The sequence below is a fragment of the Sphaerisporangium rhizosphaerae genome (genome assembly GCF_042665155.1).
In the GTDB taxonomy this organism is placed as follows: domain Bacteria; phylum Actinomycetota; class Actinomycetes; order Streptosporangiales; family Streptosporangiaceae; genus Sphaerisporangium; species Sphaerisporangium rhizosphaerae.
Window position 1 is genome coordinate 116584 of record NZ_JBHTCG010000018.1, and the last position, 22651, is coordinate 139234.

Consider the following 22651-nt stretch of genomic DNA (forward strand, 5'->3'; position numbering starts at 1 on the left):
TCTCGGCATTCGGGGTGCGAGGGCTCACGATAGGGCCTGCCGGCCGGTCGGTGAAGTGCCGTCGCCCATCCGGTCCGGCACGGCCGCGGCGACGCCGGTCCCGGGCGCTCGCGAGCGCCCGGACGGCAGGCGTTCAGAGGCAGGGGAGGCCGAGCTGGGTCAGCATCTCGAGCTGGTCGTAGTAGACCCGCTGACTGGCGATCAGGCCGTCCTCCATGGTGCGGACGTCACAGCCGCGGACGGCGACGCGCCGGCCGGTCGGCTCGGCGACGTGGCCGGTGGGCAGGAGAAGAGGGCCGGTGTGAGTGCTGGTGAGCGTCCACTCGGTGACCACCATGTCGCCGCACGCGCCCTTGTCGTGGAGCGTCACCCTGATGTCGGGGAACGCCTCGTGGTAGAGGGCGAAGTAGGAGGCGATCTCCTCGTGGCCCTCGGCCACGCCACCAGGGCAGACGTAGGTGGCGCGCCGGTCGAACAGCCGCGTCGCCGAGGCGAAGTCGGCGGCGTTGAACGCGGTCACCAGCTCGTCGGTGGGTTCACGGTCGTCGGACACCGTCGGGCTCCTTGCGTGGGGTGATGCGCCGGCGTCAGGGGGCGCCGGTCGTGGGGAGGCGGCACGTGGCCGTGCGGCCGGTGGTACGAGCCGCCGCGGGGGCGTCGCGACGCTCAGGCGCGCCAGGCGGGGGTCTGGGGCAGGGCGCCGAACCCGGCCACGCCGGGCGGGTCCCCGCTGGTGGGCGGCGAGGAGTCGCCCAGGTCCATCAGGGGCAGGTCCAGGACGAAACGCGCGCCGCGTGGAGAGTCCTCGACACGCAGCGTGCCGTCGTGGCCGTGGGCGATGTCGCGCGAGATGGCCAGGCCGAGCCCGCTGCCGCCGGGTTCGCGGCGCCGCCCGTCCTCCAGGCGCACGAAGCGCTCGAACACCCGCTCGCGATCCTGGTGCGCGATGCCGTCGCCGTCGTCGGTCACGGCGACCACGGCCCGGTCACCCTGGCGGCCGACGGTGACCTCGACCTTGCCGTGGGCGTGGCGCCGGGCGTTGGCCAGCAGGTTGTCCAGCACGCGGACGAGCTGGACGCGGTTGCCGTGGACGGTGATGTCGCCCTGGGCGCGGACGCAGATCGGCACGCCGTCGGCCGGAAGGGTCGCGATGGCCTCCCGCACGAGCATCGCCAGGTCGACCGGCTCGTGCTGGGCCGGGATGCCCGAGCGGAGCCTGGCCAGCACCAGCAGGTCCTCGACGATCGTCTCCAGCCGCTGGGTGAGCGTGAGGGCGTCGCGGATGGTCTGCCGGGGGTCGACGTCGCCGGGGTAGAGCACCGCCTCCTCCAGCCGGGCGCGCAGCCCGGTGAGGGGCGTCCTGAGCTCGTGGGAGGTGGTGGAGGCGAACCGGCGCTGCTGCCTCACCGCCTCCTCCAGCCGGGCCAGGGTCTGGTTGGCGGTGCGGGCGAGCAGCGCGTACTCGGTGCGGCCGGGCGGCTCGGGCACCCGCATGCTCAGGTCGCTCACCGTGATGTCGGCCATGGTCGCGCGGATCGCCGCGACCGGGCGCAGGGCGCGGCCGCCGACCCACCAGTTGCCCCAGGCGACCAGGGCGCTGGCCAGCAGCACACCGGTGGTGGTGACCAGCTCCAGGCGGTGACCGGCCAGGATGCTCGGCTGGGTCGTCCCGCTGTAGACGAAGTGGGACTCGCCGCCGAAGATCTCGCTGGTGTCGAGCGGGGGGAGGCGGATGACGGTGAACATCACGCAGCCGCCCCCCGGCCGGCACACGGTCCCGTCCTGGATGCGGTTGTCCTTCGGCGGGCGGATGGTGCCGAGGGGAGGACGACCGGCCGCGGCGGGGCTGGCCATGACCACGCGCCCGTGGTCGTCGACGAGCTGCAGCAGGTCGATGCGCCCCTCGGGCGCCGGCCGGGGGATCTGGCCGGGCGCCATGGAGCCGACCCAGTTGGTCGCGGTGCGTTGCGCGTCCCGGAAGACGCCGGCCTCTATCCTGTCGGTGACCAGGAAGTCGATGCCGGCGCCGATGATGGCGAGGAAGATCAGGCACGCGCTGCCGATGATGAGCGTGGACCGCGCCCGCATCGACGCCGGGAGAAGCGACAGCCGCCTGGCTTCCAAGGGGTGGCCTCCCTCACGTAATGTAAAAGCCCAGGTCAGGTCAACTTCGACGGTATCCGTCGAACTGCTGATCAAGCAATGAAGGCCCCATATCCACACCAAATACAGGCCTGCCCATTACCACCACCAGAACCGAACTTTCCCGGCGCGGCCGTCCAGGAGGAAGCCGAGACGGCGGTTCGCCCACCGCGCCGAGCCCGTACAGCGTCGGGCCGCCCGCCCCGGCGGTCAAGTCGCCGTCGGAGGCGCCGCCGTGGTGGAGCGCCCATGACCAGTCGGTTATGCCGAAGGTTCGAGCGATGTCCGGAATTCCGGCTCGATCGGCTCAGCGGGACCGCTGACAAGCGAACCGCGGAGCATCCCGGCGGGGGCCCTTCACGGAAGGGAGAACTGCGGCTAGCTTGCCGGGGAGCACCATCTCGGGAAGTCCTGTCACGGCACAAGGGAGAAGCTGAATGCGCATCACCCTCCGCGGGGGAACAGGCGTCGCCTTGGCGATCGTCGCGCTCGTCCTGCCCATGGCGGCGGCCGGGCCCGCCGCCGCCGATCCCGATCCCGCGCGGCTGGCCCAGACCGCGAACGGGCCGGCGGTCAAGCGGCACCTGCAGAAGTTGCAGCAGATCGCCGACGCCAACGGCGGCACCCGGGCCGCGGGCACCCCCGGCCACGACGCCTCGCGCGACTACGTGGCGGGCGTGCTGAAGAAGGCCGGCTACAAGGTGACGATCCAGCCGTTCGAGTTCCCGTTCTTCAAGGAGAACTCCACGGCCCTGCTGGAGCAGATCTCCCCGGAGCCGAAGGTCTACGCCCCCACCCCGCCCAACGGCAGCGGGGTCGGCGAGTTCGCCACGATGACCTACTCCGGCTCCGGCGCGGTCACCGGAACCCTGCAGAACGTCGACCTGACCCTGCCGCCCGCGCCGTCGCCGAGTTCCACCTCCGGCTGCGAGGCGAGCGACTTCGCCGGGTTCACCCCCGGCAACATCGCCCTGCTCCAGCGCGGCACCTGCGACTTCCGGGTGAAGGCCCAGAACGCCCAGGCCGCCGGCGCGACGGCCGCGATCATCTTCAACGAGGGCCAGCCGGGCCGCACCGCCACCCTGCAGGGCACCCTCGGCACCCCGCTCACCATCCCGGTGGTCGGCGTGAGCTTCGCGGTGGGCCAGGAGCTCTCCTCGCCCGCCGGGACGGTCGTCCGGCTGAAGACCGACACCACCAGCGAGTACCGCACCACGCACAACGTCATCGCCGACTCCAAGTACGGCGACGCGAACAAGGTCGTGCAGTTCGGCGCCCACCTCGACAGCGTCGTGGCCGGGCCCGGCATCAACGACAACGGCTCGGGCAGCGCCGCGATCCTCGAGGTGGCCTCGGTGCTCGGCAAGATCCCGACGCGCAACAAGCTGCGGTTCTCGTTCTGGAGCGCCGAGGAGCTCGGGCTGCTCGGCTCCGAGCACTACGTCGCCTCGCTGGCCCCGGCGGAGCTGGCCAAGATCAAGCTGTACCTCAACTTCGACATGGTGGCCTCGCCGAACTACGCGCTGAAGATCTACGACGGTGACGACTCCGACGCCACGGGCGCGCCCGCCGGCCCGGCGGGGTCCGCGGAGATCGAGAAGCTCTTCGAGAAGTACTTCGACACCCTGCGCCAGGGGCACGTCGGCACCGACTTCGACGGCCGCTCCGACTACGGCCCGTTCATCGAGGCGGGCGTCCCGGCCGGCGGGCTGTTCACCGGCGCCGAGGGCGTGAAGACGACCGACGAGCAGGCCAAGTTCGGCGGCACCGCGGGACAGCCCTACGACTCCTGCTACCACCAGGCATGCGACACCGTCGCCAACATCAACGACAAGGCCCTCGCCCTGAACACCGGCGCCATCGCCACGGCCGCCGTCGTCTACGCCTTCAGCGGCGACCTGCCCGGCCCGGACACCCGTCCGGCCACCGCCGCCCGCAGGACCCTCGCGGCCCCGGCCACCGCCGATCACCTGCCCGCGGCCCGGTAACCCGCCGAGCGCGCCCGCGGCCGGCCACCTGGCCATGATCCGCGCGGTGAGGCGCCTGCGACCTTCCCGGTCGCGGGCGCCTCACCGCCGCGAGCGGGTCACAGGCCGTAGGTCTCCAGCAGGCGCAGCCAGATCTCGCTGACGGTCGGGAACGTCGGGACCGCGTGCCACAGCCGGTCCAGCGGCACCTCGGCGGTGACGGCGATGGTCGCGGCGTGCAGCAGATCGGCGGCGCCGGGCCCGACGAAGGTCACCCCGAGCAGCACGCGGCGCTCGGTGTCCACCACGGCTCCGGCCCGGCCGCGGTAGCCGTCGCCGAGCAGGTAGGCGCCGGTCACCGCGCCCAGGTCGTACTCGACGGCGCGCACGGGGAAGCCCTCGGCGCGCGCCTGCGCCTCGGTGCGGCCCACCGCGCACACCTGCGGGTCGGTGAAGACCACCTGCGGCGCCCCGTAGGCGTCGGCGGTGTCGCGCAGTGAGGGCAGGTCGTCGCGCTCGCCCCTGGCGCGGGCCGCGATGACGTCGCCGCAAACGCGGGCCTGGTACTTGCCCATGTGGGTCAGCAGGGCGCGCCCGTTGATGTCGCCCACGGCGTACAGCCAGCCGCCGTCGACGCCGGTGGCGCGCATGCTGTCGTCCACCTCCACCACGCGGTCGGCGGGCAGGCCCACCGACGCCAGGCCGAGGCCGTCCGTGGCGGGGCGGCGGCCGGTGGCCACCAGCAGCTCATCGGCCTCCACCGGCGGGCCCGAGGTCAGGTGCACGGTGACCGGCCCGCCGGGGACCGGCCGCTCGACCCGGACGACGCCGGTGCCGGTGCGCACCTCGATGCCCGAGGCGGCGAAGGACTCGGCGACCAGGTCGGAGGCGAACGGTTCCATGCGCGGCAGCAAGCGGTCGCCGCGCACCAGAATGGTCGTGCGGGCAGCGCCGAGTCCGTGCATGGCCTGGGCCATCTCGCAGGCGACCACGCCGCCGCCGATGACGGCCAGCCGTTCGGGGATGGCCTTGACGGCGGTGACCTCGTGGCTGGTCCACGGCTCGGCCTCGGCCAGCCCCGGGACGGGCGGGACGGCCGCATAGCTGCCGGTGGCCAGCACGACCGCGTGCCGGGCCGTCAGGAGGCGCGACCCGCCCCCGGGCTCGGCCACCCGGACGCGCTGGGGCCCGTCCAGGCCGCCCCACCCCCGCACGAACGTGGCGGGCACCCCCTCGATCCAGTGCACCTGCCCGGCGTCGTCGTAGTGCGAGACGGCCTCGTCGCGGCGGGCCAGGACGGCGCCGGCGTCGATCGGGCCCACCTCCAGCCCGGGCATGCGGCGCACCTCGGCGGCGAGCTCCACCGGGCGCAGCAGCGCCTTGCTGGGCACGCAGGCCCAGTAGGCGCACTCGCCCCCGGCGAGGTCGCCCTCGACGATGGCCACGCTCAGGCCGCCGCGCCCGGCCCGCCCGGCGGCGTTCTCACCGGCGGGCCCTGCGCCGATCACGATCACATCGAACTCGTCCGGCACGGGTCCTCCCCTTTCCTGGTCGCGAGGGAGAAGACCATCATGCCCGCTCAGCAAGCCGGCGAGATCGGCAGGGTGCCGCCTCCCGCCGATCGATCATCGCGTCTGATCACGAGGACCGGCAGACACGCGGCCACGCCGGCGAGTTCGACGTCATCGCATGCGCACTCGCAGGTTCAACGGCGGATATGACGACACGGTCTCCGCGGCGCTCGACATGGCTGGCACCGTAAGAGACGACACTTTCCACCGCAACCGATATCCGACCTCAGGACACGGCCTAGGCGAGCCCGGGGCCGGTGAGGCGGCGCTCGCCGCCGGGGACGAGCACGAACACCTGCCAGTTGTAGTAGGCGTAGTAGGCGCGGACGTCGCGCTTCATCGCGCGGGCGTGCAGCAGCACGGCGTCCACGTACGCCTGGGAGTGGTTGTAGGCGTGAAGCGCCTTGCGGTAGTCGCCCGGCGCGCCGGAGGCCCGCAGGTAGTTCGCGGCGGCCGCGACGGCGTCGCCGGTGTCGTGGATGTCGCCGCCCATGCCGTACGCCCGCCAGGTGGCCGGCATGAACTGCATGGGGCCCTGAGCGCCCGCGGAGCTCGCCGAGCGCACCCGGCCGAACTTGGTCTCCACGAGCATGACCGCCGCCAGCACCTCCCACTCCACGCCGAAGCGTCGCCCGGCCTTCTTGAAGTGGCCGAGCAGGACGTCCGCCGGCAGGGGTTCGCGCAGCTTGAAGCTCACCTTGCCGGTGACCGGGTGGGCCAGCGACAGCAGCTCGCGCACGGCCGTGGCGTCGTCGCGGGCCTGGGCGGCGACCGAGGGGGGCAGCTCGGCGAAGGCGCGCTCGGCGATGTCGGGATGGCGGGCGGCGTACCGGCACAGGCGCTGGTGGTACAGGGTGAGCAGGACGACGTCCTCCGGCGGCCGGCCGTGCCCGGGGTCGCCGTCCTTGGTCCAGGAGCCGATGGCCGCGCGCATCGCCCGGGTGGTCCGGTCCAGGGCGCGCGCCAGCTTGCGGGGGTCGTGCGGGATCGCGGCGTCCGGGCGGGGCGGCCCGGACGGCGTGCTCGACGCCGTGGTCGCGCCCGGGGACGGCGTCGCCGCGCCGGCGGCGGACGGAGGCGGGGAGGCGGCGTCCGGAGCGGTCGATGCCCGCCCGCATCCCGTCGTCGCGGCCAGCGCCACCGCGGCGGCCGCGGCCAGCGTCACCAGCCGGCCGGCGCGGCCGGGACCTCGCGCGTCACCCGTGCCCTTCCCCATAGTGATCCAACCTACAACCGGCGCCGCGGCGGGCGGTGCGGCACGCCGTCCTGAATGGCGCGGCCCGCGGCGGGTAGGCGAAGGGAGTGAGAGGGCGGGGGCTCTCCGGACGCGGGAAGGGGAAGACCGTGACGGGCCGTGCCGACGCCAAAGGCGCAGAGGGCGCCGCCCGGGACGGAGAGGGCTACGACGCCTCGCCGTACCTGCCCGGCGAGGACGACCTGCGCGCCCTGAGCGAGGCCGCCGCCGGCTGCCGGGGCTGCCCGCTGTACCGGGACGCCACCCGGACCGTCTTCGGTGAGGGGGACCCCGGCGCGCGCGTGGTCCTGGTGGGGGAGCAGCCGGGCGACCAGGAGGACCGGCGCGGGCACCCCTTCGTGGGGCCGGCCGGCGGCGTCCTGACGCGGGCCCTCGAGGAGGCCGGCATCGACAGGACCCGCGCCTACGTCACCAACGCGGTCAAGCACTTCAAGTTCACGGCGCAGGACCGCGGCAAGAAGCGCATCCACAAGCCGCCGACCCTGCGCGAGATGGCGGCCTGCCGGCCGTGGCTGGCCGCCGAGCTGCGGGTGCTGCGGCCCGACGTCGTCGTCGCCCTCGGCGCGACCGCCGGCAAGGCGCTGCTCGGCCCCTCCTTCCGGGTGACCAAGGAGCGCGGTGTGCTGCTGCCCTTCCCGCCGACCGGCGACGGCGCCGGGGCGTGGGAGGGGGCGTTCGCGCCGGAGGAGGCGCTGCTGCTGGCGACCATCCACCCGTCGGCCGTCCTGCGCGTGCAGGACCGCGAGGCGATGTACGCAGGGCTGGTCGCGGACCTGCGGGTCGCCGCCGGCGCCCTGCGGTGATCACCGGGGGCTCCAGCGGCGGGCCTTTTCCGGTCATGGCGACCTTATAGGGTGGGAACGTGATCCATGATCGGGCGTCGAAGTACGACGGCGGCACGCCGGTCGCGGTGACCGTCGACCTGGTGATCTTCACGCTCGGGCGGAATGATCTGCAGGTTCTGCTGATCGAACGCGGCAAGGAGCCGTTCGAGGGCGAGATGGCGCTGCCCGGAGGGTTCGTGCGCGTAGGTGAGGGCCTGGACGCCGCTGTTCCCCCCGATGCCCAGGGCCGGCGACCCCGGGCACTAGGTCCGCTCCCGTACCGGCCGGCCCGGCTTCTGACGCACCGCCCGGATCCGCGGATCTCTCGCCACCCCGGAACCGCCCGGATCCGCGGCTTCCTTGGAAATCACCCGGATCCACCGGTCTCCGTCGGATCTGGACGCGGGTGTCGCGACGGCTCCGGGAGCACAGGGCGCCGCGGGCTATGACGCCCGCTCGTAGCGGCCGGCCGGGCGGGTCAGGCCGAGACGCCCGCGCAGGTCGGCCGTCTCGTAGGCGCCGCGGAACGCGCCGCGGGCCCGCAACTCGGGCACCAGGCCGCGCGTGATCGCCGTCAGGTCGTGGGGCAGCACCCCCGGCCGCAGGCGGTAGCCGTCCAGGCCGGCCTCCCGCCAGGCCAGCAGCAGGTCGGCCAGCGCCTCGGGGGTGCCGCTGAAGACGAAGGCGTCGGACTCCAGCTCGGCGCCGTCGAGGTCGTCCAGCCGCTCCTTGCGTCCCGGACCGGCGCCGGGGCCCTCGAGGAAGACCACGATGTCGGCGAGGACGCGCAGCGCCGGCCCGGTGCGGCCCACGGCCGCCTCGGCGGCCCGCACGCGGCCGACGACGGCCTCGGCGTCCTCGCGGTCGCGCGGAGTGACGTACACGACGTCGGCGCCGCGGGCCGCGAACTCGTAGGGCAGGGTGTCGTGGGCGAGCACGGTGACCAGGGGCTGGCCCTGCGGCGAGCGCGGGGTGATCGACGGGCCGCGGACGCTGAACCACTCGCCCTGGAAGTCGATGTAGTGCAGCCGGTCGCGGTCGATGAACCGGCCGGTCGGCACATCCCTGATCTCGGCGCCGTCCTCCCAGCTGTCCCACAGGCGGCGGACCACCTCCACCGCGTCCGAGGCCTCCTCCAGCAGCCGCCCGACGTGCGCGGTGACCGCCGGGTCGACGAGGTCCAGCGGGGGGAAGACGCGGCGTCCGAAGTGGGCGGCCTCGTCCGGGCGGGCCGACACCCGCGGGCGCCAGCCGGCCCGTCCGCGGCTGACGTGGTCCAGTGAGGCGATGCCGATCGCGACGTGGAACGGCTCGGTGTGGGTGGTGCTCGTCGTCGGCACCAGCCCGACGCGGGAGGTCAGCGGCGCCAGGCTGGAGGCCAGCAGCACCGCGTCGAGCCGGCCGCGCACCTGGTCCAGGCGCTCGTCCTGCCCGTCGAAGCGGGAGGACTGCAGCGCCAGGGAGTCCTCGAAGGTCACCCAGTCGAGCAGGCCGCTTTCGGCCTCCAGCACCAGTTCGGCCCAGTAGCCGGCGGTGAACAGCCGGTCGGGGCGGACGCCCTCGGCCCGCCAGGCGGCCGGATGCCAGCCGGCGCCGTCCAGGGCCACGGCGAGATGCAGCGTCATCGGGTCTCCTTCGTCAGGCCGAGGTGGTCGCGCAGGGTGGGTCCGGTGTAGTCGGCGCGGAAGACGCCCTTCTCCTGCAGCAGCGGGACGACCTTGTCCACCAGGTCGTCCAGGCCGCCCGGGGTCAGGTGGGGCACGAAGATGAAGCCGTCGGCGGCGTCGGTCTGGACGAAGGTGTCGATGGCGTCGGCGACGGTCCGCGGCGTGCCGATGAAGGTCTGCCGCGCGGACACCTCGATGACCAGCTCGCGGATCGACAGGTTCTTCTCCTGCGCGAGAGCCCGCCACTTGGCGGCCAGCTCGCCCCGGTCGCGGCGGAACTGGGCGCGGCCCTTGGACACCTCCTCTCCGAGGTCGGGTTCGAGGTCGGGCAGCGGGCCGTCGGGGTCGTACGCCGACAGGTCCCGGCCCCAGACGGCTTCGACGAAGGCGATCGCGGTCTGCGGGCCGACCTGCGCCCGCCGGATCTCGGCGGCGTACTCGCGCGCCTCCTGGTCGGTGTCACCGAGGACGCACGTCACCGCGGGGAGGATCTTCAGATCCTCCGGCCGCCGCCCGTACGCCGGGAGGCGGCGCTTGACGTCGGCGTAGAAGGCGCGGCCCTCCTCCAGCCGGGAGTGCCTGCTGAAGATCACGTCGGCGTCGGAGGCGGCGAACTCGCGACCCTCCTCTGAGTCGCCGGCCTGGATGATCACCGGGTGGCCCTGCGGGGGGCGGGGCACGTTGAACAGGCCTGTGATGTCGAAGTGGCGGTCCCGGTGCCGGAACGGGGTGACGCCGCCCGGCCGCAGGAACCGTCCGGAGGCCGGGTCGGCGACCACCGCGTCCGGCGCCCAGGAGTCCCACAGCTCGCGCGCCGTCCGCAGGAACTCGGCGGCCCGGGTGTACCGGTCGCCCTCGGCCAGGAAGCCGCCGCGCCGGAAGTTCTCGCCGGTGAAGGCGTCCCAGCTCGTCACGACGTTCCACGCGGCCCGGCCGCCGCTCAGGTGGTCCAGCGACGCCAGCCGCCGCGCCACCTCGTAGGGCTCGTTGAAGGTGGAGTTGACCGTGGCGGCCAGCCCGAGGTGGGTCGTGACCGCCGACAGCGCCGCGAGGACGGTCAGCGACTCGGGCCGTCCCACCACGTCCAGGTCGTGGATGCGGCCCTTCATCTCCCGCAGCCGCAGCCCTTCGGCGAGGAAGAAGAAGTCGAACTTGCCGCGCTCGGCCGTCCGGGCGAGGTGGCGGAAGGAGTCGAAGTCGATCTGGCTGCCGGAGCGGGGGTCGGACCACACGGTGGTGTTGTTGACACCGGGGAAGTGGGCGGCGAGGTGGATCTGCTTGGTCATGGGCCTTCCTGACGAGGAGTCCGGGGCGGGGACGGCGCCCAGGCGCCCGGTGGGGGAGGGCGGTCAGGCGACGACGAGCGCCTCGGCGGTGAACTCGCGGCCGGCGACGATCTCGGAGACGAAGCCGTCCGGCCCGACCGGCCGGTCGCCGATCAGGGTGACGCGGTGCAGGGTGCGCTCGACGTCGAGGTGGTCCAGGTCGGAGGGGGCGAGGTGGGCGGTGGCGCGGTTGTCCCAGAAGGCGACGCTGCCGTGCTCCCACCGGAAGCGGACGGTGTACTCCGGGCGGGTGATCTGCTCGTACAGCAGTTCCAGTACGCGGCGGCTCTCGTGGGAGGACAGGCCGACGATGCGGTCGGTGAAGCCGGGGTTGACGAACAGGGCCCGTTCCCCGGTCTCGGGGTGGACGCGGACCACGGGGTGCACGGAGACCAGCAGGTTGTCGTTGATCCGCTTGAGGAGCCTGCCGTCCTCCGCGGCGGCCTGCTGACCGGCCAGGAAGCGGTGCTCGGCGCGCAGCTCGTCGGCGAGCCGGCGCAGCGGGTCCGACAGGCCCTCGTAGGCGGCGACCAGGTTGGTCCACTGGGTGTCGCCGCCGAAGGCCGGGACGGTCTCGGCCCGCAGGATCGACGCGGCCGGCGGGTTGACGGCGGCGGTGACGTCGGTGTGCCAGCCGGAGTAGTAGGAGTACTGCCGCGTGCGGTACAGCTCGCGGTACTGCTTGCCGTACCGCTCCTCGTACCGGCGCGGGTCGATGGTGAGTATCTGCGGGAACTCCTCCGGCGGCGCGTCCTCGTGCGGGTGGGCGTGGGTGAGGTCGCCGAACTGCCGGGCGAAGGAGATCTGGGCCGCGTGGTCGAGGGTCTGCCCGCGGAAGAACACGACCTTGTGCGCGAGGAGGGCCTGGCGGATCTCCGCCACGGTCGAGGGGTCGAGCGGTCGGGAGATGTCGATCCCCCGGATCTCGGCGCCGATGCGCCCGGCGACGCGGCGGACGTCCAGGGTGGTGGTCGATGGCATGAGCGTGGGCCTCCATGAGCTCTGGTGGCGCGGGCCCGGGGTCGCGGACCGGCGCGGTGAGGTGCGGGGCCGGTACATCGACCTTGTGTCATTTTTCCCTATAAGTCAATAGGGAATACATGAAATATGCCGGCGGTCCCTCTCGGAGGCGGGGCCCGCGTGAGCGGCTCCTCAGGCCTGGGCCAGCGTCAGGAGCCCCGCGCCGACGAGCGCCGCCGCCCACATGCGGTCGACGTTGAACCAGGCGCGGCGCAGCACCGTCAGCCCGGCCACCTCGTACACCACCAGCGCCACCACGCCGGCGACCGTGAACATGGCCAGCGTGTGCAGCGCCGCCACGCCGAGATCGCCGGCCAGCGCGTGCGCCAGATGCCCGGCGTACCCGCCCGTCACGCCGTCCATGCCGTGGACGCCGTGGACGCCGTTGACGCCGTTGACGCCGTTCATGCCAGACATGCCGGGCATGCCGGGCATGCCGCTGTGGGCGTCCTGGCCGGTCTGGACGCGGGTGAACAGCGGGACGAGCATCAGCCCCGCGCCGTGCGCGGAGGACATCAGGAACGACCACGCGGCGAGCTGCGGCAGCGACAGCCGCATGCCCACCCAGCGGAAGTGCCGGTTGGACAGCAGCCGCCACAGGCCGAAGACGACCAGGGCGGCGCCCCCGGCGATCGACAGCGCCGTCGCCGTCACCAGCGAGCCGGTGACGGCGACGGCGAGCGCGACCAGCGCGACCGAGGCGAGGTGGCCGGCCGCGATCGCCGGCAGCGACCACGCGAGCCTGCCCCTGCTGTGCTCTTGCAGGCCGCGGGCCACCGCGAACAGCCATCCCATCGCCGGGTTCAGGCCGTGGAAGGCGCCGAGCAGGAGCGCCGCGGTGATGGTCACGGGTAGCAGTAGGAGTCGGAGGAGGCGTCGCCGCCCTGGAGCCGCACCTGGTGGGGACGAAGGCCGCGGAAGTCGTCGCCGTGCGGGAAGAAGCGCTCGTCGAAGGCGAACGTCCCCGCATCGATCTTGGCCATCCAGGCGCCCACCCCTTCAGGGTAGAACTGGTCGTCCCACGCCCCGTACAGGGAGTTGGTGAGGTAGACGCGCCGGCCGTCCCGGCTCACCTCGACCATCTGCGGGCCGCCCCGCAGAGGGACGTCCGGCGCGGCCGGGTGCGCCTGGGTGCGGGCGATGCCGCCGATGCGCAGGGAGCCGATCTCGACCGGCTTGAAGGGGTCGCTCACGTCGTACTGCTTGATCTCCCCGGTGCCCCAGCAGGAGACGTACAGGCGCCGGTCGTCCACCGACAGGTCGATGTCGGTGATCAGCGGCGGCACGGCGCCGAACGGCTTGAGCAGGTCGGGCAGGTCCTCGGGGTCGGCGGGCTCGGCCGGGATGTCGATCACCTTGCGCGCCTGCCAGCGGCCGTCCTCCTGGAACCACGTCCACACCGACGCCGACAGGTCCTCGACGCTGATCACGACGCCGGCGAACCCGTAGGTCCGCGTCGGGTCGTGCGCGGGGCGCAGTTCGAGCGCCATCTGATACTGGTCGCCGAGGTCCACCTCCTGCACGTGGCGGCGCTTGCGCAGGTCCCAGAAGTGCAGCTTGTGGCCGTACTGGCGGCCGAGGAGCAGCTCGCCCACGACGCCGTTCTCGATCATCGACGGGGTGCCCCACTCGGAGGTGACCAGCACGTCGTGGTTGATGTGCCACCAGAAGTCGTAGGCCAGGTACTGCGGCCCGCGGTCGCGCTCCCACCGGCCGAGCACCTCGAACGACAGGTGGTCCAGGACCGCGATGCCGCCGGGGCCCTCCTGGCCGTCCGCCCCGCCGAGCGCGGAGACGTACAGTCCCTCCGGCCCGCATTTCTATGTATATCCGGTAGGAAATATTGACTTGGTCGGCCCGCCGTCGTAGGTTCGATCTATGGGCCAAGGGCTTTACCTCACACGGCGCTCGCACGTCGACTTCGGCCACCTCGCCAGCGCGCAGTGTCGCTGATCGCGCATCGCGGGCATCCTTCACACCCGCCCACACCGGCGAGGGGCGCGTGCGGCCAAGGTGCCGCCGCGATCCCACCTCGCGCCTCCGCGTGGCCGACGGTGTCCACGCCTTCCACCACCCGTGTCACCTCCGAACGACCGTCCCTTCCGGCATGCCCCGCACGCGGCGCGGCCTCGCGCGAGCATGCCCTTCCTCCATGAGGCCTTCCGTGATCAGACGCAGACACGCCCTTCTCCCCGTTCTCCTCGCCACGACCCTGGCCGCGTGCGGCTCGGCCTCCGGCGCCGCCACGCCGGGCGGCCTGGAGCTCACCGAACTGCGCTACCAGGGCAGCGTCGGGGCCGTCAGCTTCCCCGAGCTGGCCGAGGAGCTCGGCTACCTCGCCCCCATCAAGCTCAAGTGGATCGGCAACACCATCTCCGGCCCGCAGGACATCCAGGCCGCGGCCACCGGCCAGACCGACTTCGGCGGCGCGTTCGACGGCGCCATCGTCAAGCTCGCCGCCGCCAAGGCCCCGATCAAGGCGGTCGTCGGCTACTACGGCAGCGACAAGGACAGCTACGTCGGCTACTACGTCGCCGGCGGCTCGCCCATCAAGGGCCCCCGCGACCTGATCGGCAAGAAGATCGGCGTCAACACCCTCGGCGCCCATCTGGAGGCCGTGGTCAAGGAGTACCTCAAGCGAGGCGGCCTCACCCCGCAGGAGATCGCCAAGGTCGAACTGGTGGTCGTCCCGCCGGTCAACACCGAGCAGGCGCTGCGCCAGGGGCAGATCGACGTGGCCGCGCTGTCGGGCATCCTGCGGGACAAGGCCCTGGAACGCGGCGGCATCCGCCCGCTGTTCAAGGACATCGACCTGTTCGGCCCGTTCACCGCGGGCAGCGTCGTGCTCACCGAGCGGTTCATCCAGCGCAACCCGAACACCACCCGCACGTTCGTCGCCGCCTTCGCCAAGGCCGTGGAGTGGACCCAGACCCACTCCCGCGAGGAGGTGATCGCCGAGTACAAGAAGATCATCGCGGCCCGGGGCAGGAACGAGGACGCCGGCGGCGTCGCGTTCTGGAAGAGCAGCGGCGTCGCCAACAAGGGCGGCGTCATCGACGCCAAGGAGTTCCAGACCTGGATCGACTGGCTGCAACGCGAGGGCGAGATCAAGCCGGGCCAGGTCAAGGCGGCCGACCTCTACACCAACCAGTACAACCCGTTCGCGAGCGGGAGCGCCTCATGAGCCCGGCCGGCCGTTCCGTCGCCGTGACGGACGCCGTGACCGCCCCCGCCACGGAGGACCGCACCCGGACGAAGATCGAGATCCAGGGTGTCGGCAAGACCTTCGAGGTCAGAGGATCGGACCAGCCGTTCACCGCGATCGAGGCCATCGACCTGGACGTGCGCGAGGGCGAGTTCCTCACCCTGGTCGGGCCGAGCGGCTGCGGCAAGTCGACGCTGCTCGACCTGATCGCCGGTCTCACCGCGCCCACCACTGGACAGGTCGTCATCGACGGCCGCGCGGTGACCGGGCCGGGCCTGGACCGCGGCATCGTCTTCCAGCAGTACGCCCTGTTCCCCTGGCGCACGGCCCTCGCCAACGTCGAGTTCGGGCTGGAGGCCAAGGACGTGCCGCGCAGGGAACGGCGCGAACGGGCCCGCCACTACCTCGACCTCGTCGGGCTCGCCGGGTTCGCGCAGCGCTACCCGCACGAGCTGTCGGGCGGCATGCGCCAGCGCGTCGCCATCGCGCGCAGCCTGGCCTTCGACCCCGACGTGCTGCTGATGGACGAGCCGTTCGCCGCCCTGGACGCCCAGACCCGAGAGTCGCTGCAGGAGGAGCTGCTGCACATCTGGGAGAAGACCGGGAAGACCATCGTCTTCATCACCCACGGCATCGACGAGGCGGTGTACCTGGGGCGGCGGGTCGCGGTGATGACCTCCCGGCCCGGCCGGATCAAGAAGATCATCGACGTGGCGTTCGGTTCGCGCGAGGGCGACCTGCGCGCCGACCCGCGGTTCGGCGAGTACCGCCACGAGATCTGGACCCTGCTGCGCGACGAGGTCGCGGCGGCTCAGGAGCAGGAGCGGACCATTGGCTGACACCCTCGCCGCCCCCGGCGCCACCCCGCGGGCGGCGTCCCAGAACCCGGCCCCCGGCGCCACCCCGCGGGTGACACCCAAGATCACGGCCCCCGCCGCGCCGGCGCCTGCGCGGAAGCGGCGGGCCGGCGGCGGGCGGGTGGCGCTGCTGGCCCGGCGGTCGCTGGCGCTGGTGCTGCTCGCCGCGACCTGGGAGCTGCTGCCCCGCACGGGCGTGGTGGACCGGGTCTTCGTGCCCCCCTTGTCGGAGGTCCTGGCCGCCTGGTACGACCTGCTGGCCGGCGGGCAGTTGCTGGAGCACTTCCAGGCGTCGCTGATCCGCTCGGTGTCGGGGTTCGGCCTGGCCATCGTGCTGGCCATCCCGCTGGGGCTGGCCATCGGCTGGTACCGCCCGGTCGCCGACTTCCTCACCCCGGTGCTGGAGCTGTTCCGCAACACCTCGCCGGTGGCCCTGCTGCCGGTGTTCATCCTGATCCTGGGCCTGGGCGAGACCTCCAAGATCACCTTCATCCTGTACGCCTGCGCCTGGCCGATCCTGCTCAACACCATCGGAGGCGTCCGCACCGTGGAACCGCTGCTGATCAAGTCGGCCCGTTCCATGGGGCTCGGCCCGCTGCGCCTGTTCCGCAAGGTCATCCTGCCGGCCGCCGTGCCGGCCGTCTTCACCGGCGTCCGCCTGGCCGGGGCCTACTCCATCCTCGTGCTGCTGTTCGCCGAGATGGTCGGCGCCAAGGCCGGGCTCGGCTACCTCGTCCAGGACGCCCAGTTCAGCTTCCGCATCCCCGACATGTACGCGGGAATCATCACGATCTCGGTGCTCGGCGTGCTGTTCAACCTGCTCCTGCTGACCGTGGAGCGCCGCTTCTCGACCTGGAGGACCTCCGCATGACCGCCCGCACGCTCCACCTCAACGCCTTCCTCATGGGCGTGGGCCACCACGAAGCGGCCTGGCGCCACCCGCGTACCGACCCCGCCCGCCTCACCGACGTCCGCCACTACCAGCGGCTCGCCCGCATCGCCGAGCGCGGCCTGCTGGACTCGGTGTTCCTCGCCGACGGCCTGGCCCTGCAGGGGAACGTCCGGCACAACGCGCTTGGCGGCCTGGAGCCGCTCACCCTGCTGGCGGCCCTGGCGGCGGTGACCGACCACATCGGGCTGATCGCGACGGTGTCCACCACCTACAACGAGCCCTTCCACGTCGCGCGCAAGTTCGCCTCGCTGGACCACATCAGCGGCGGCCGGGCCGGATGGAACATCGTCACCTCCGCGAGCGAGGCCGAGGCCCGCAACTTCGGCATCGAACGGCCCGCGCACGCCGACCGCTACGCCAGGGCCACCGAGTTCCTGGAGGTCGTCACCAAGCTGTGGGACAGCTGGGAGGACGACGCGGTCGTGGGCGACCGGCACAGCGGGACCTACGCCGACACCGGGAAGATCCACGCGCTGGACCACCAGGGCGTCCACTTCCGGGTCGGCGGCCCGCTGAACACCTCCCGCTCGCCGCAGGGCCACCCCCTGCTGGTCCAGGCCGGGTCCTCCGAGGACGGCAAGGAGTTCGCCGCCCGCTTCGCCGAGGCCGTCTTCACCGCCCAGCAGACCCTCGCCGACGGCCAGGAGTTCTACGCCGACCTCAAGGCGCGCGTCGCCGGGCACGGCAGGCGTCCCGAGGACGTGCTCGTCCTTCCCGGCATCTCGCCGATCATCGGCTCCACCGAGCAGGAGGCGCGGCGGCTGGAGCGCGAGCTGGAGGAGCTGATCATCCCCGCCTACGGGCTGGCGCAGCTCGCGCACCTGGTCGGCATCGACCTGCCCGAGGAGGCGCTGGACCGGCCGCTGCCGGAGGTCCCGCTCGAGACCGAGGGGGCGCAGAGCCGCCGCAAGCTCGTCATCGACATCGCCCGGCGCGAGGAGCTGACCGTGCGGCAGCTCCTCGGCCGCCTCGCGGGCGGGCGCGGGCACCGCGTGGTGACCGGCACCCCGGAGCAGATCGCCGACCAGATCCAGACGTGGTTCGAGAACGGCGCGGCCGACGGGTTCAACATCATGCCGCCGATCCTGCCGGACGGCTTGGAGCGCTTCGTCGACCACGTCGTGCCGGAACTGCAGGCCAGAGGGCTGTTCCGCACCGCCTACGACGGCCGCACCCTGCGCGGCAACTACGGCCTGGCACGGCCCGCCTCCCGCCACGCGGCCGGCGACGCCGGCGAGCGCCTCGGCGTGGCGGTGGCGTCATGAGCGTCCCCGTGGCGCTGGTCGGCAACCCCCGCCCCGCGTCCAGGACGCTGACGGCGGCGGTCGCCGCGGCCGAGGCGGTCGGACGGCGGACCGGGCACGACGGCCCCCCGCGCGTCGTGGACCTGTCCGAGCTGGCGCCGCTGCTGCTCACCGGCCCCTCGCCCCAGGTGGAGGCGGCGCTGGAGACGGTGGCCGGGGCCGGGGTGCTGGTGGTGGCCAGCCCCACCTACAAGGCCACCTACACCGGCCTGCTGAAGGTGTTCCTCGACCGCCTCCCCCCGGGCGCCCTGTCCCGGACGGTGGCGCTGCCCCTGCTCGTCATGGGCGACCCCCGGCACGCGCTGGCCGTCGAGCTGCACCTGCGCCCCGTGCTGGCCGAGCTCGGCGCGCAGGTGCCGACGCCCGGTCTGGCCCTGCTGGAGTCGCAGATCCCCGATCTGGAGACGGCGCTCGCCGGGTGGGCCGACCGGGTCGCGCCCCAGGTGGCCGCGACGCCGCGGGAGAGGGCGGAGATATGACGGAGACGGTGCCCGCTCAGCGCCCGCCGTTCCGCCTCCCCAGGCGGGACGACGGCACGCCGCCCACCGGCCCGGTGTCCGCGCGCCCCGATGGCACGGCGCCGGGGTCGGTGGACGAGGAGACGTTCCGGCAGGCGCTCGCCGTGCACGCCGCGGGCGTCGTGGTGATCACCGCGCAGAGCGAGGGCGTGCCGGTCGGGCTGACCGCCACCTCCTTCTCCTCGGTGAGCCTGGACCCGCCGCTGGTGTCCTTCTACGTCGCTCAGGAGTCCACCACCTGGCCGTGGCTGCGCTCGGCCGACCACTTCGCCGTCAACATCCTGACCGGGGACCAGGCGGAGCTGGCGGCGCGGTTCGCCCGCAAGGGCGTCGACCGCTTCGCCGAGCCGACGCGCTGGCGGCCCGGGCCGCTGGGCGCGCCGTTGCTGCAGGACGTCTCGGCGCACCTGGTGTGCCTGCCCTACGACACCTTCACCGTGGGCGACCACGTGCTGGTCGTCGGGCTGGTCGCCGAGGCAGGGGTGTACCACCCCGGCCACCCGCTGCTCTACCACCAGGGCCGCTTCGGCCGCTTCACCACCCACCCCTGACCGCCCGCCGGCCACCATCCAGGTGAGGTCCGGGCCCGCCGCCCGCCTCCCGATGACCAGCCCCCGCCGGTCCGGCTCACGCCCCCGGATCGGCGGGCGGCTCGCCGCCGGCCGTCCCGCCGCCCGTCACAGGCGGGGCGGCCGGTCCGGCGGACGCCCCGCCGGCATGGCCCGCGGTGCGGCGATGGGAACCTCGGACGGCCGGGTCAGGGCGTGGAGCGGCGCCCGCGGAACAAGGAGCGCCACCCGGACCGTGTCCCGGCGGGTGGTTCGTCCGGGGGCTCGGCGGCGGCCGGCGCGTCCGGGGCGGGCTCTGCAGGGCGGCGCTCGCGCCAGTCACCGACGACCTCCTCGACGTCGAAGGGCATCAGGTTCAGGGGCGGGCCGGACAGCGCCTTTCTCGTGCCGTCGAGGATCTTCGCGTTGATGCCGGCGATGATCTCGCGTACCTCGGCCTCCGAGCGGGCCCGCGCGGCGGCGGCCAGGGCGTCCTCGACCTCCCTGCGCAGGGCGAGCGAACCGGGCAGCGGGAACCTGAGGTTCTCCTCCTCCAGCTTGCGCTTGATCCACCACATCTCGTCCTGCGGCTCGCCCTGGCCGGGCAGGGGCTTGCCCGCGCCCGGCAGGTCGTCGAACAGGCCGCGTTCGGAGGCCTCACGGATCTGACGGTCGACCCACGTCTCGAACGGAACTCCCCGCGGCTTGCGCTCCGTCACAGGCTCGCCTCCCCGTCCTCCACCCGGCTCCTTGTCACCATAATCGGCCCGGTGTCCGGGTCGCGCGGTGGGTTCGCGGCCAAGGCGCGACGTGGAGGCGGACCCGAGCGCGGCCTGCGTCAGGCGACCGCGGGCTCGTCGATGAGGGCGACGCGGACGGCGGCCGGGTCCTCGCCGCCCAGGGGGACCGCGAAGACCGCGGCGCGCCCGCGGGCGGCGTACACCACGAAGCGCACGCCCTCCTCGTCCCAGGTCTCCCGCACGTCCGAGCTCAGCCGCGCCGAGGCCGAGCAGTACGCGGGACTGCGGTAGAGCAGGCGCAGGGTGACCTCCAGCGGCACCTCCGCAGGTGAGGGGACGGCGAGCGGCCTGCGCAGCCGCACCAGCAGCCGGCGCAGCGGCATCAGCCAGGCGTGGTCCAGTTCGGGCGACAGCGCCAGCAGCGCGGCGGCCTCGGCGATGCCGAGGCCGGCCAGAGGCGCGTCGACCGGATGCGGGCCGGCCCAGACCGCCGCGACGCTCGCGGCCAGCAGCATGCCTGCGCGTGCGAAACCGCGCAGGTCGACCGGCCTTGCGTGCGCGCCGAGACACCCGCAGGACGACATCGGCGCGGCGCGGCGCGCGTAGGCGAGATAGGCGAGGAACCCGGCCGACAGGGCCGCGGCGGCCGCGCCCTCCGCGGGCACGGCAGGCGGCAGCAGCAGCGCCGCCGCCACCGCCAGTTCCAGCACCCCGGCCAGGCGCAGTGCCGGGACCGCGCGCGCCGCGCCGACCAGGCGTGCCAGGGCGGTGCGCCCGGCCTGCGCCCGCGTCCGGCGGCCGAAGAGCTTCAGCACGGCCGCCCAGACGAGGAGCGGGCCGATCACGTACGGCTGCAGCGCGGCGATCCCGTTCACAGGCGCTCCTAGTGGGGGGAGAAGACGGTGGCTATGTCGACCTGGTTGGTGTCGGGACGCCAGGCGCCCAGCACCTGGACGTGCTGGCCGACACGCAGCAGCGAGAGATCGGCCGACGGCGGGGCGTCGGAGTAGACGGCGACCGACTTGCCCGGCACCTGGTGGCAGACGATCTCCTGCCCGTTGTGGTCCAGGTGCAGCCGCTCGCTGGTGATGTTGCGGACGTGGCCCTTGATGTTGACGATGTTCAGCCACACCGACTCCGCGGCGAGCACGCCGTCGGGCATGCGGACGCCCCGCGCGTACAGGCCGTCGCCGGGACGGGCCTGGTCGAAGGCGACCGGCCCGAGCTTCCACAGGCTCGTTCCGTCGACGACGCGGATGCGGTGGAACACCATGTTCGAGCCCAGCACGAACAGGGTGTTGTCCTTGACGGAGCGGATGCGGCCCTCGGCGAAGTTCGGGTCGGGCGCGCCGGGCACGATGTCGGGCGCGGCGGCGCCGAAGGCGGCCTCCGGGCCGAGCGAGCCCATCGCGGTCGCGGCGAGCACTCCGGCGCCGCCGCCGAGCACGGCGGACTTGAGCAGTTGCCTTCTGCTGGTCATCGGCGGACTCCTAGGGAACCGAGATCTCGGCCGGCCGCAGGCCCGCCGACAGGCTGGCGATCTTGCTGAAGGCGGCGGGGGTGAGGTCGAGCAGCCGGTTGCTGGCGCAGGTCGCGCCGCAGCAGCTGCGCTCGCCGCAGAACAGGTCCGTCTGCGGGCCGCAGTCGGCGATCGAGGTGACGACGCTGGTGCCGGTGCACAGCGCCGTCGTCCGGTGCGTGAAGCCGCAGGTCCGGCGGGACAGGCTGACGCCGCAGCTGTCCGGCCGGGTGATCGACAGGCAGGCGTCGGAGGTGTTGGGCCAGGCGTGTTGCATGCTGCCGGAGTTGCAGGTGCCACAGGCGCCGTGCCCGGCGCTGCTGCACGGCCCCCAGGCCGAGCCGCAGCAGAACCAGGACACCTCGCCCTGGACGGGGCCGAGCAGGTCACGGGGTGGGTCGGCGGACTGGCTGCGCGCCATGCGCGTCCTCCTAGGGGTTGGGATGCGGATCCCCCGTGTCAGGCGGTACGACTGGGTGGAAACTTCCTGACAAATCCCATGAATAACAGGTAATAAATCTCCGTCAACGACCAACTTTCGATCACCTGAAAGCTATGGAACCGCACGCGGCGTCGCGGCCCGCCGGAGATGTGCGCCTTCCCACCCCGCGTGGTGCGTCCTTACCCTCCGGCACCCGTCATTCCGGCCAGGTCCAGAGAGGTACCTCGCGCAGCGGATGGAGCGCGTCGTCGGTCTCCGCGTGGGAGTTCTGGAGGGCGACGCGGGATCCGAACTCGACGTGCGAGCGGAGGGCCTCACGGAAGGGGGCGTCGGCGGGCAGGCCGGCGGTGTCCGCGGCGGCCATGTACAGCTCGACGAAGCGGCTGCGCTGCTCTTCGGTGATCTTGAGGCCGCGGTGGACGGCGATGATGTGCGGGAATCCGCCCATGTTCGCGGTGAAGTCGTCCGGTCCGCCGAAGGTCTCGGCGGTGAAGGCGGTGAGGTGGGTGACGTGCTCGGGCCGTCCTTGGCCGAACAGGGGGTGGAGCAGGGGATCGGCCAGGACGCTGGTGTAGAAGACGTCGATGAAGCGTCGCAGCCCTTGCCAGCCGCCGGCGTGCTCGAAGAGGGAGATCATGATTACAGCATTACGTGCTTTCTTGTAGGTGTCCATGCCGGCGGCGACGCCTTCGGGACCGGGCGGGGGCGAGGGGCCAGGCCCCCGTCCGGTGGCCGGCGCAGGGGTGGAAGTGATCATGGGCGGAACGCCCGTGCCCCCTGGCGGCCGGCCGCCAG

General features: G+C 73.1%; 23 protein-coding genes. 9 read left to right on the forward strand and 14 right to left on the reverse strand.

All coding sequences use genetic code 11. The features are described 5' to 3' along the window. Positions 1-133: 133 nt before the first annotated feature. Together ACFQSB_RS24745 and ACFQSB_RS24750 are read right to left on the reverse strand one after the other, a co-directional pair. Complete coding sequence (locus ACFQSB_RS24745) at positions 134-553, reverse strand: ester cyclase (RefSeq protein ID WP_354930181.1); 420 nt, start codon at positions 551-553, stop codon at positions 134-136. Positions 554-666: 113 nt separating this feature from the next. Further along, positions 667-2124 (reverse strand): sensor histidine kinase, encoded by a 1458-nt coding sequence (locus ACFQSB_RS24750; RefSeq protein WP_380829371.1) that lies wholly within the window; start codon positions 2122-2124, stop codon positions 667-669. A 455-nt stretch (positions 2125-2579) separates the two neighbouring features. Between ACFQSB_RS24750 and ACFQSB_RS24755 the strand changes: the two genes are divergently transcribed. Then, the gene (locus tag ACFQSB_RS24755; protein ID WP_380829373.1) at positions 2580-4130 is read left to right on the forward strand and encodes a M28 family metallopeptidase; all 1551 of its coding nucleotides are present in this window, start codon (positions 2580-2582) and stop codon (positions 4128-4130) included. Positions 4131-4228: 98 nt separating this feature from the next. Here ACFQSB_RS24755 and ACFQSB_RS24760 read toward each other — a convergent pair whose 3' ends face one another. Both ACFQSB_RS24760 and ACFQSB_RS24765 read right to left on the reverse strand, forming a co-directional pair. Continuing rightward, the gene (locus ACFQSB_RS24760) at positions 4229-5641 is read right to left on the reverse strand and encodes a dihydrolipoyl dehydrogenase family protein (protein ID WP_380829374.1); all 1413 of its coding nucleotides are present in this window, start codon (positions 5639-5641) and stop codon (positions 4229-4231) included. Between the two features lie 277 nt (positions 5642-5918). Continuing rightward, on the reverse strand, positions 5919-6896 hold the full coding sequence (locus tag ACFQSB_RS24765; RefSeq protein ID WP_380829375.1) for a lytic transglycosylase domain-containing protein: 978 nt from the start codon (positions 6894-6896) through the stop codon (positions 5919-5921). 128 nt (positions 6897-7024) lie between these two features. Between ACFQSB_RS24765 and ACFQSB_RS24770 the strand changes: the two genes are divergently transcribed. Together ACFQSB_RS24770 and ACFQSB_RS24775 are read left to right on the forward strand one after the other, a co-directional pair. Further along, positions 7025-7738: a UdgX family uracil-DNA binding protein gene (locus ACFQSB_RS24770; protein ID WP_380829376.1), complete on the forward strand. Its 714-nt coding sequence runs from the start codon at positions 7025-7027 to the stop codon at positions 7736-7738. Positions 7739-7797: 59 nt separating this feature from the next. Continuing rightward, positions 7798-8208, forward strand: a complete 411-nt coding sequence (locus ACFQSB_RS24775) for an NUDIX domain-containing protein (protein ID WP_380829377.1) — start codon at positions 7798-7800, stop codon at positions 8206-8208. On the opposite strand, the gene ACFQSB_RS24780 is transcribed toward ACFQSB_RS24775, so the two are convergent. The 5 genes from ACFQSB_RS24780 to ACFQSB_RS24800 form a co-directional block, all read right to left on the reverse strand. Further along, positions 8203-9384: an LLM class flavin-dependent oxidoreductase gene (locus ACFQSB_RS24780; protein ID WP_380829378.1), complete on the reverse strand. Its 1182-nt coding sequence runs from the start codon at positions 9382-9384 to the stop codon at positions 8203-8205. The two genes, ACFQSB_RS24775 and ACFQSB_RS24780, sit on opposite strands and share 6 nt — an antisense overlap. Then, the gene (locus ACFQSB_RS24785; protein WP_354930204.1) at positions 9381-10712 is read right to left on the reverse strand and encodes an NtaA/DmoA family FMN-dependent monooxygenase; all 1332 of its coding nucleotides are present in this window, start codon (positions 10710-10712) and stop codon (positions 9381-9383) included. Before ACFQSB_RS24785 ends, ACFQSB_RS24780 begins: the two co-directional genes overlap by 4 nt. Before the next feature lie 63 nt (positions 10713-10775). Further along, positions 10776-11732: a TauD/TfdA dioxygenase family protein gene (locus ACFQSB_RS24790; RefSeq protein WP_380829379.1), complete on the reverse strand. Its 957-nt coding sequence runs from the start codon at positions 11730-11732 to the stop codon at positions 10776-10778. A 171-nt stretch (positions 11733-11903) separates the two neighbouring features. Then, complete coding sequence (locus tag ACFQSB_RS24795; RefSeq protein ID WP_380829380.1) at positions 11904-12620, reverse strand: hypothetical protein; 717 nt, start codon at positions 12618-12620, stop codon at positions 11904-11906. Next, positions 12617-13573 (reverse strand): selenium-binding protein SBP56-related protein, encoded by a 957-nt coding sequence (locus tag ACFQSB_RS24800; protein ID WP_380829398.1) that lies wholly within the window; start codon positions 13571-13573, stop codon positions 12617-12619. The genes ACFQSB_RS24795 and ACFQSB_RS24800 overlap by 4 nt, the downstream gene beginning before the upstream one ends. Positions 13574-13935: 362 nt before the next feature. On the opposite strand from ACFQSB_RS24800, the gene ACFQSB_RS24805 reads away from it, so the two are divergent. From ACFQSB_RS24805 to ACFQSB_RS24830, 6 genes are read left to right on the forward strand one after another with little or no spacing between them, the layout of a single operon-like run. Then, positions 13936-14955 carry an ABC transporter substrate-binding protein gene (locus tag ACFQSB_RS24805; RefSeq protein WP_380829381.1) on the forward strand — a complete coding sequence of 340 codons (1020 nt, stop codon included), beginning with the start codon at positions 13936-13938 and terminating at the stop codon, positions 14953-14955. Beyond that, positions 14952-15815 carry an ABC transporter ATP-binding protein gene (locus tag ACFQSB_RS24810; RefSeq protein WP_380829382.1) on the forward strand — a complete coding sequence of 288 codons (864 nt, stop codon included), beginning with the start codon at positions 14952-14954 and terminating at the stop codon, positions 15813-15815. The genes ACFQSB_RS24805 and ACFQSB_RS24810 overlap by 4 nt, the downstream gene beginning before the upstream one ends. Then, positions 15808-16704: an ABC transporter permease gene (locus ACFQSB_RS24815; RefSeq protein ID WP_380829383.1), complete on the forward strand. Its 897-nt coding sequence runs from the start codon at positions 15808-15810 to the stop codon at positions 16702-16704. The genes ACFQSB_RS24810 and ACFQSB_RS24815 overlap by 8 nt, the downstream gene beginning before the upstream one ends. After that, positions 16701-18050 carry an LLM class flavin-dependent oxidoreductase gene (locus ACFQSB_RS24820; RefSeq protein ID WP_380829384.1) on the forward strand — a complete coding sequence of 450 codons (1350 nt, stop codon included), beginning with the start codon at positions 16701-16703 and terminating at the stop codon, positions 18048-18050. The genes ACFQSB_RS24815 and ACFQSB_RS24820 overlap by 4 nt, the downstream gene beginning before the upstream one ends. Next, positions 18047-18568, forward strand: a complete 522-nt coding sequence (locus ACFQSB_RS24825) for an NADPH-dependent FMN reductase (protein ID WP_380829385.1) — start codon at positions 18047-18049, stop codon at positions 18566-18568. Before ACFQSB_RS24820 ends, ACFQSB_RS24825 begins: the two co-directional genes overlap by 4 nt. Then, positions 18565-19158 carry a flavin reductase family protein gene (locus ACFQSB_RS24830; protein ID WP_380829386.1) on the forward strand — a complete coding sequence of 198 codons (594 nt, stop codon included), beginning with the start codon at positions 18565-18567 and terminating at the stop codon, positions 19156-19158. The genes ACFQSB_RS24825 and ACFQSB_RS24830 overlap by 4 nt, the downstream gene beginning before the upstream one ends. A 206-nt stretch (positions 19159-19364) precedes the next feature. On the opposite strand, the gene ACFQSB_RS24835 is transcribed toward ACFQSB_RS24830, so the two are convergent. From ACFQSB_RS24835 to ACFQSB_RS24855, 5 genes are all read right to left on the reverse strand, one after another. Beyond that, positions 19365-19874 (reverse strand): DnaJ family domain-containing protein, encoded by a 510-nt coding sequence (locus ACFQSB_RS24835; RefSeq protein ID WP_380829387.1) that lies wholly within the window; start codon positions 19872-19874, stop codon positions 19365-19367. A gap of 119 nt (positions 19875-19993) precedes the next feature. Continuing rightward, positions 19994-20770 (reverse strand): MauE/DoxX family redox-associated membrane protein, encoded by a 777-nt coding sequence (locus ACFQSB_RS24840; RefSeq protein ID WP_380829388.1) that lies wholly within the window; start codon positions 20768-20770, stop codon positions 19994-19996. A gap of 8 nt (positions 20771-20778) precedes the next feature. Continuing rightward, a complete protein-coding gene (locus ACFQSB_RS24845) occupies positions 20779-21375 on the reverse strand; it encodes a cell wall protein (RefSeq protein ID WP_354835717.1) in 597 nt (198 codons plus the stop codon). Positions 21376-21385: 10 nt separating this feature from the next. Then, positions 21386-21835: an RlpA-like double-psi beta-barrel domain-containing protein gene (locus ACFQSB_RS24850; protein ID WP_354835714.1), complete on the reverse strand. Its 450-nt coding sequence runs from the start codon at positions 21833-21835 to the stop codon at positions 21386-21388. A gap of 217 nt (positions 21836-22052) precedes the next feature. Further along, positions 22053-22493: a group II truncated hemoglobin gene (locus ACFQSB_RS24855; RefSeq protein ID WP_380829389.1), complete on the reverse strand. Its 441-nt coding sequence runs from the start codon at positions 22491-22493 to the stop codon at positions 22053-22055. Positions 22494-22651 lie beyond the last annotated feature (158 nt).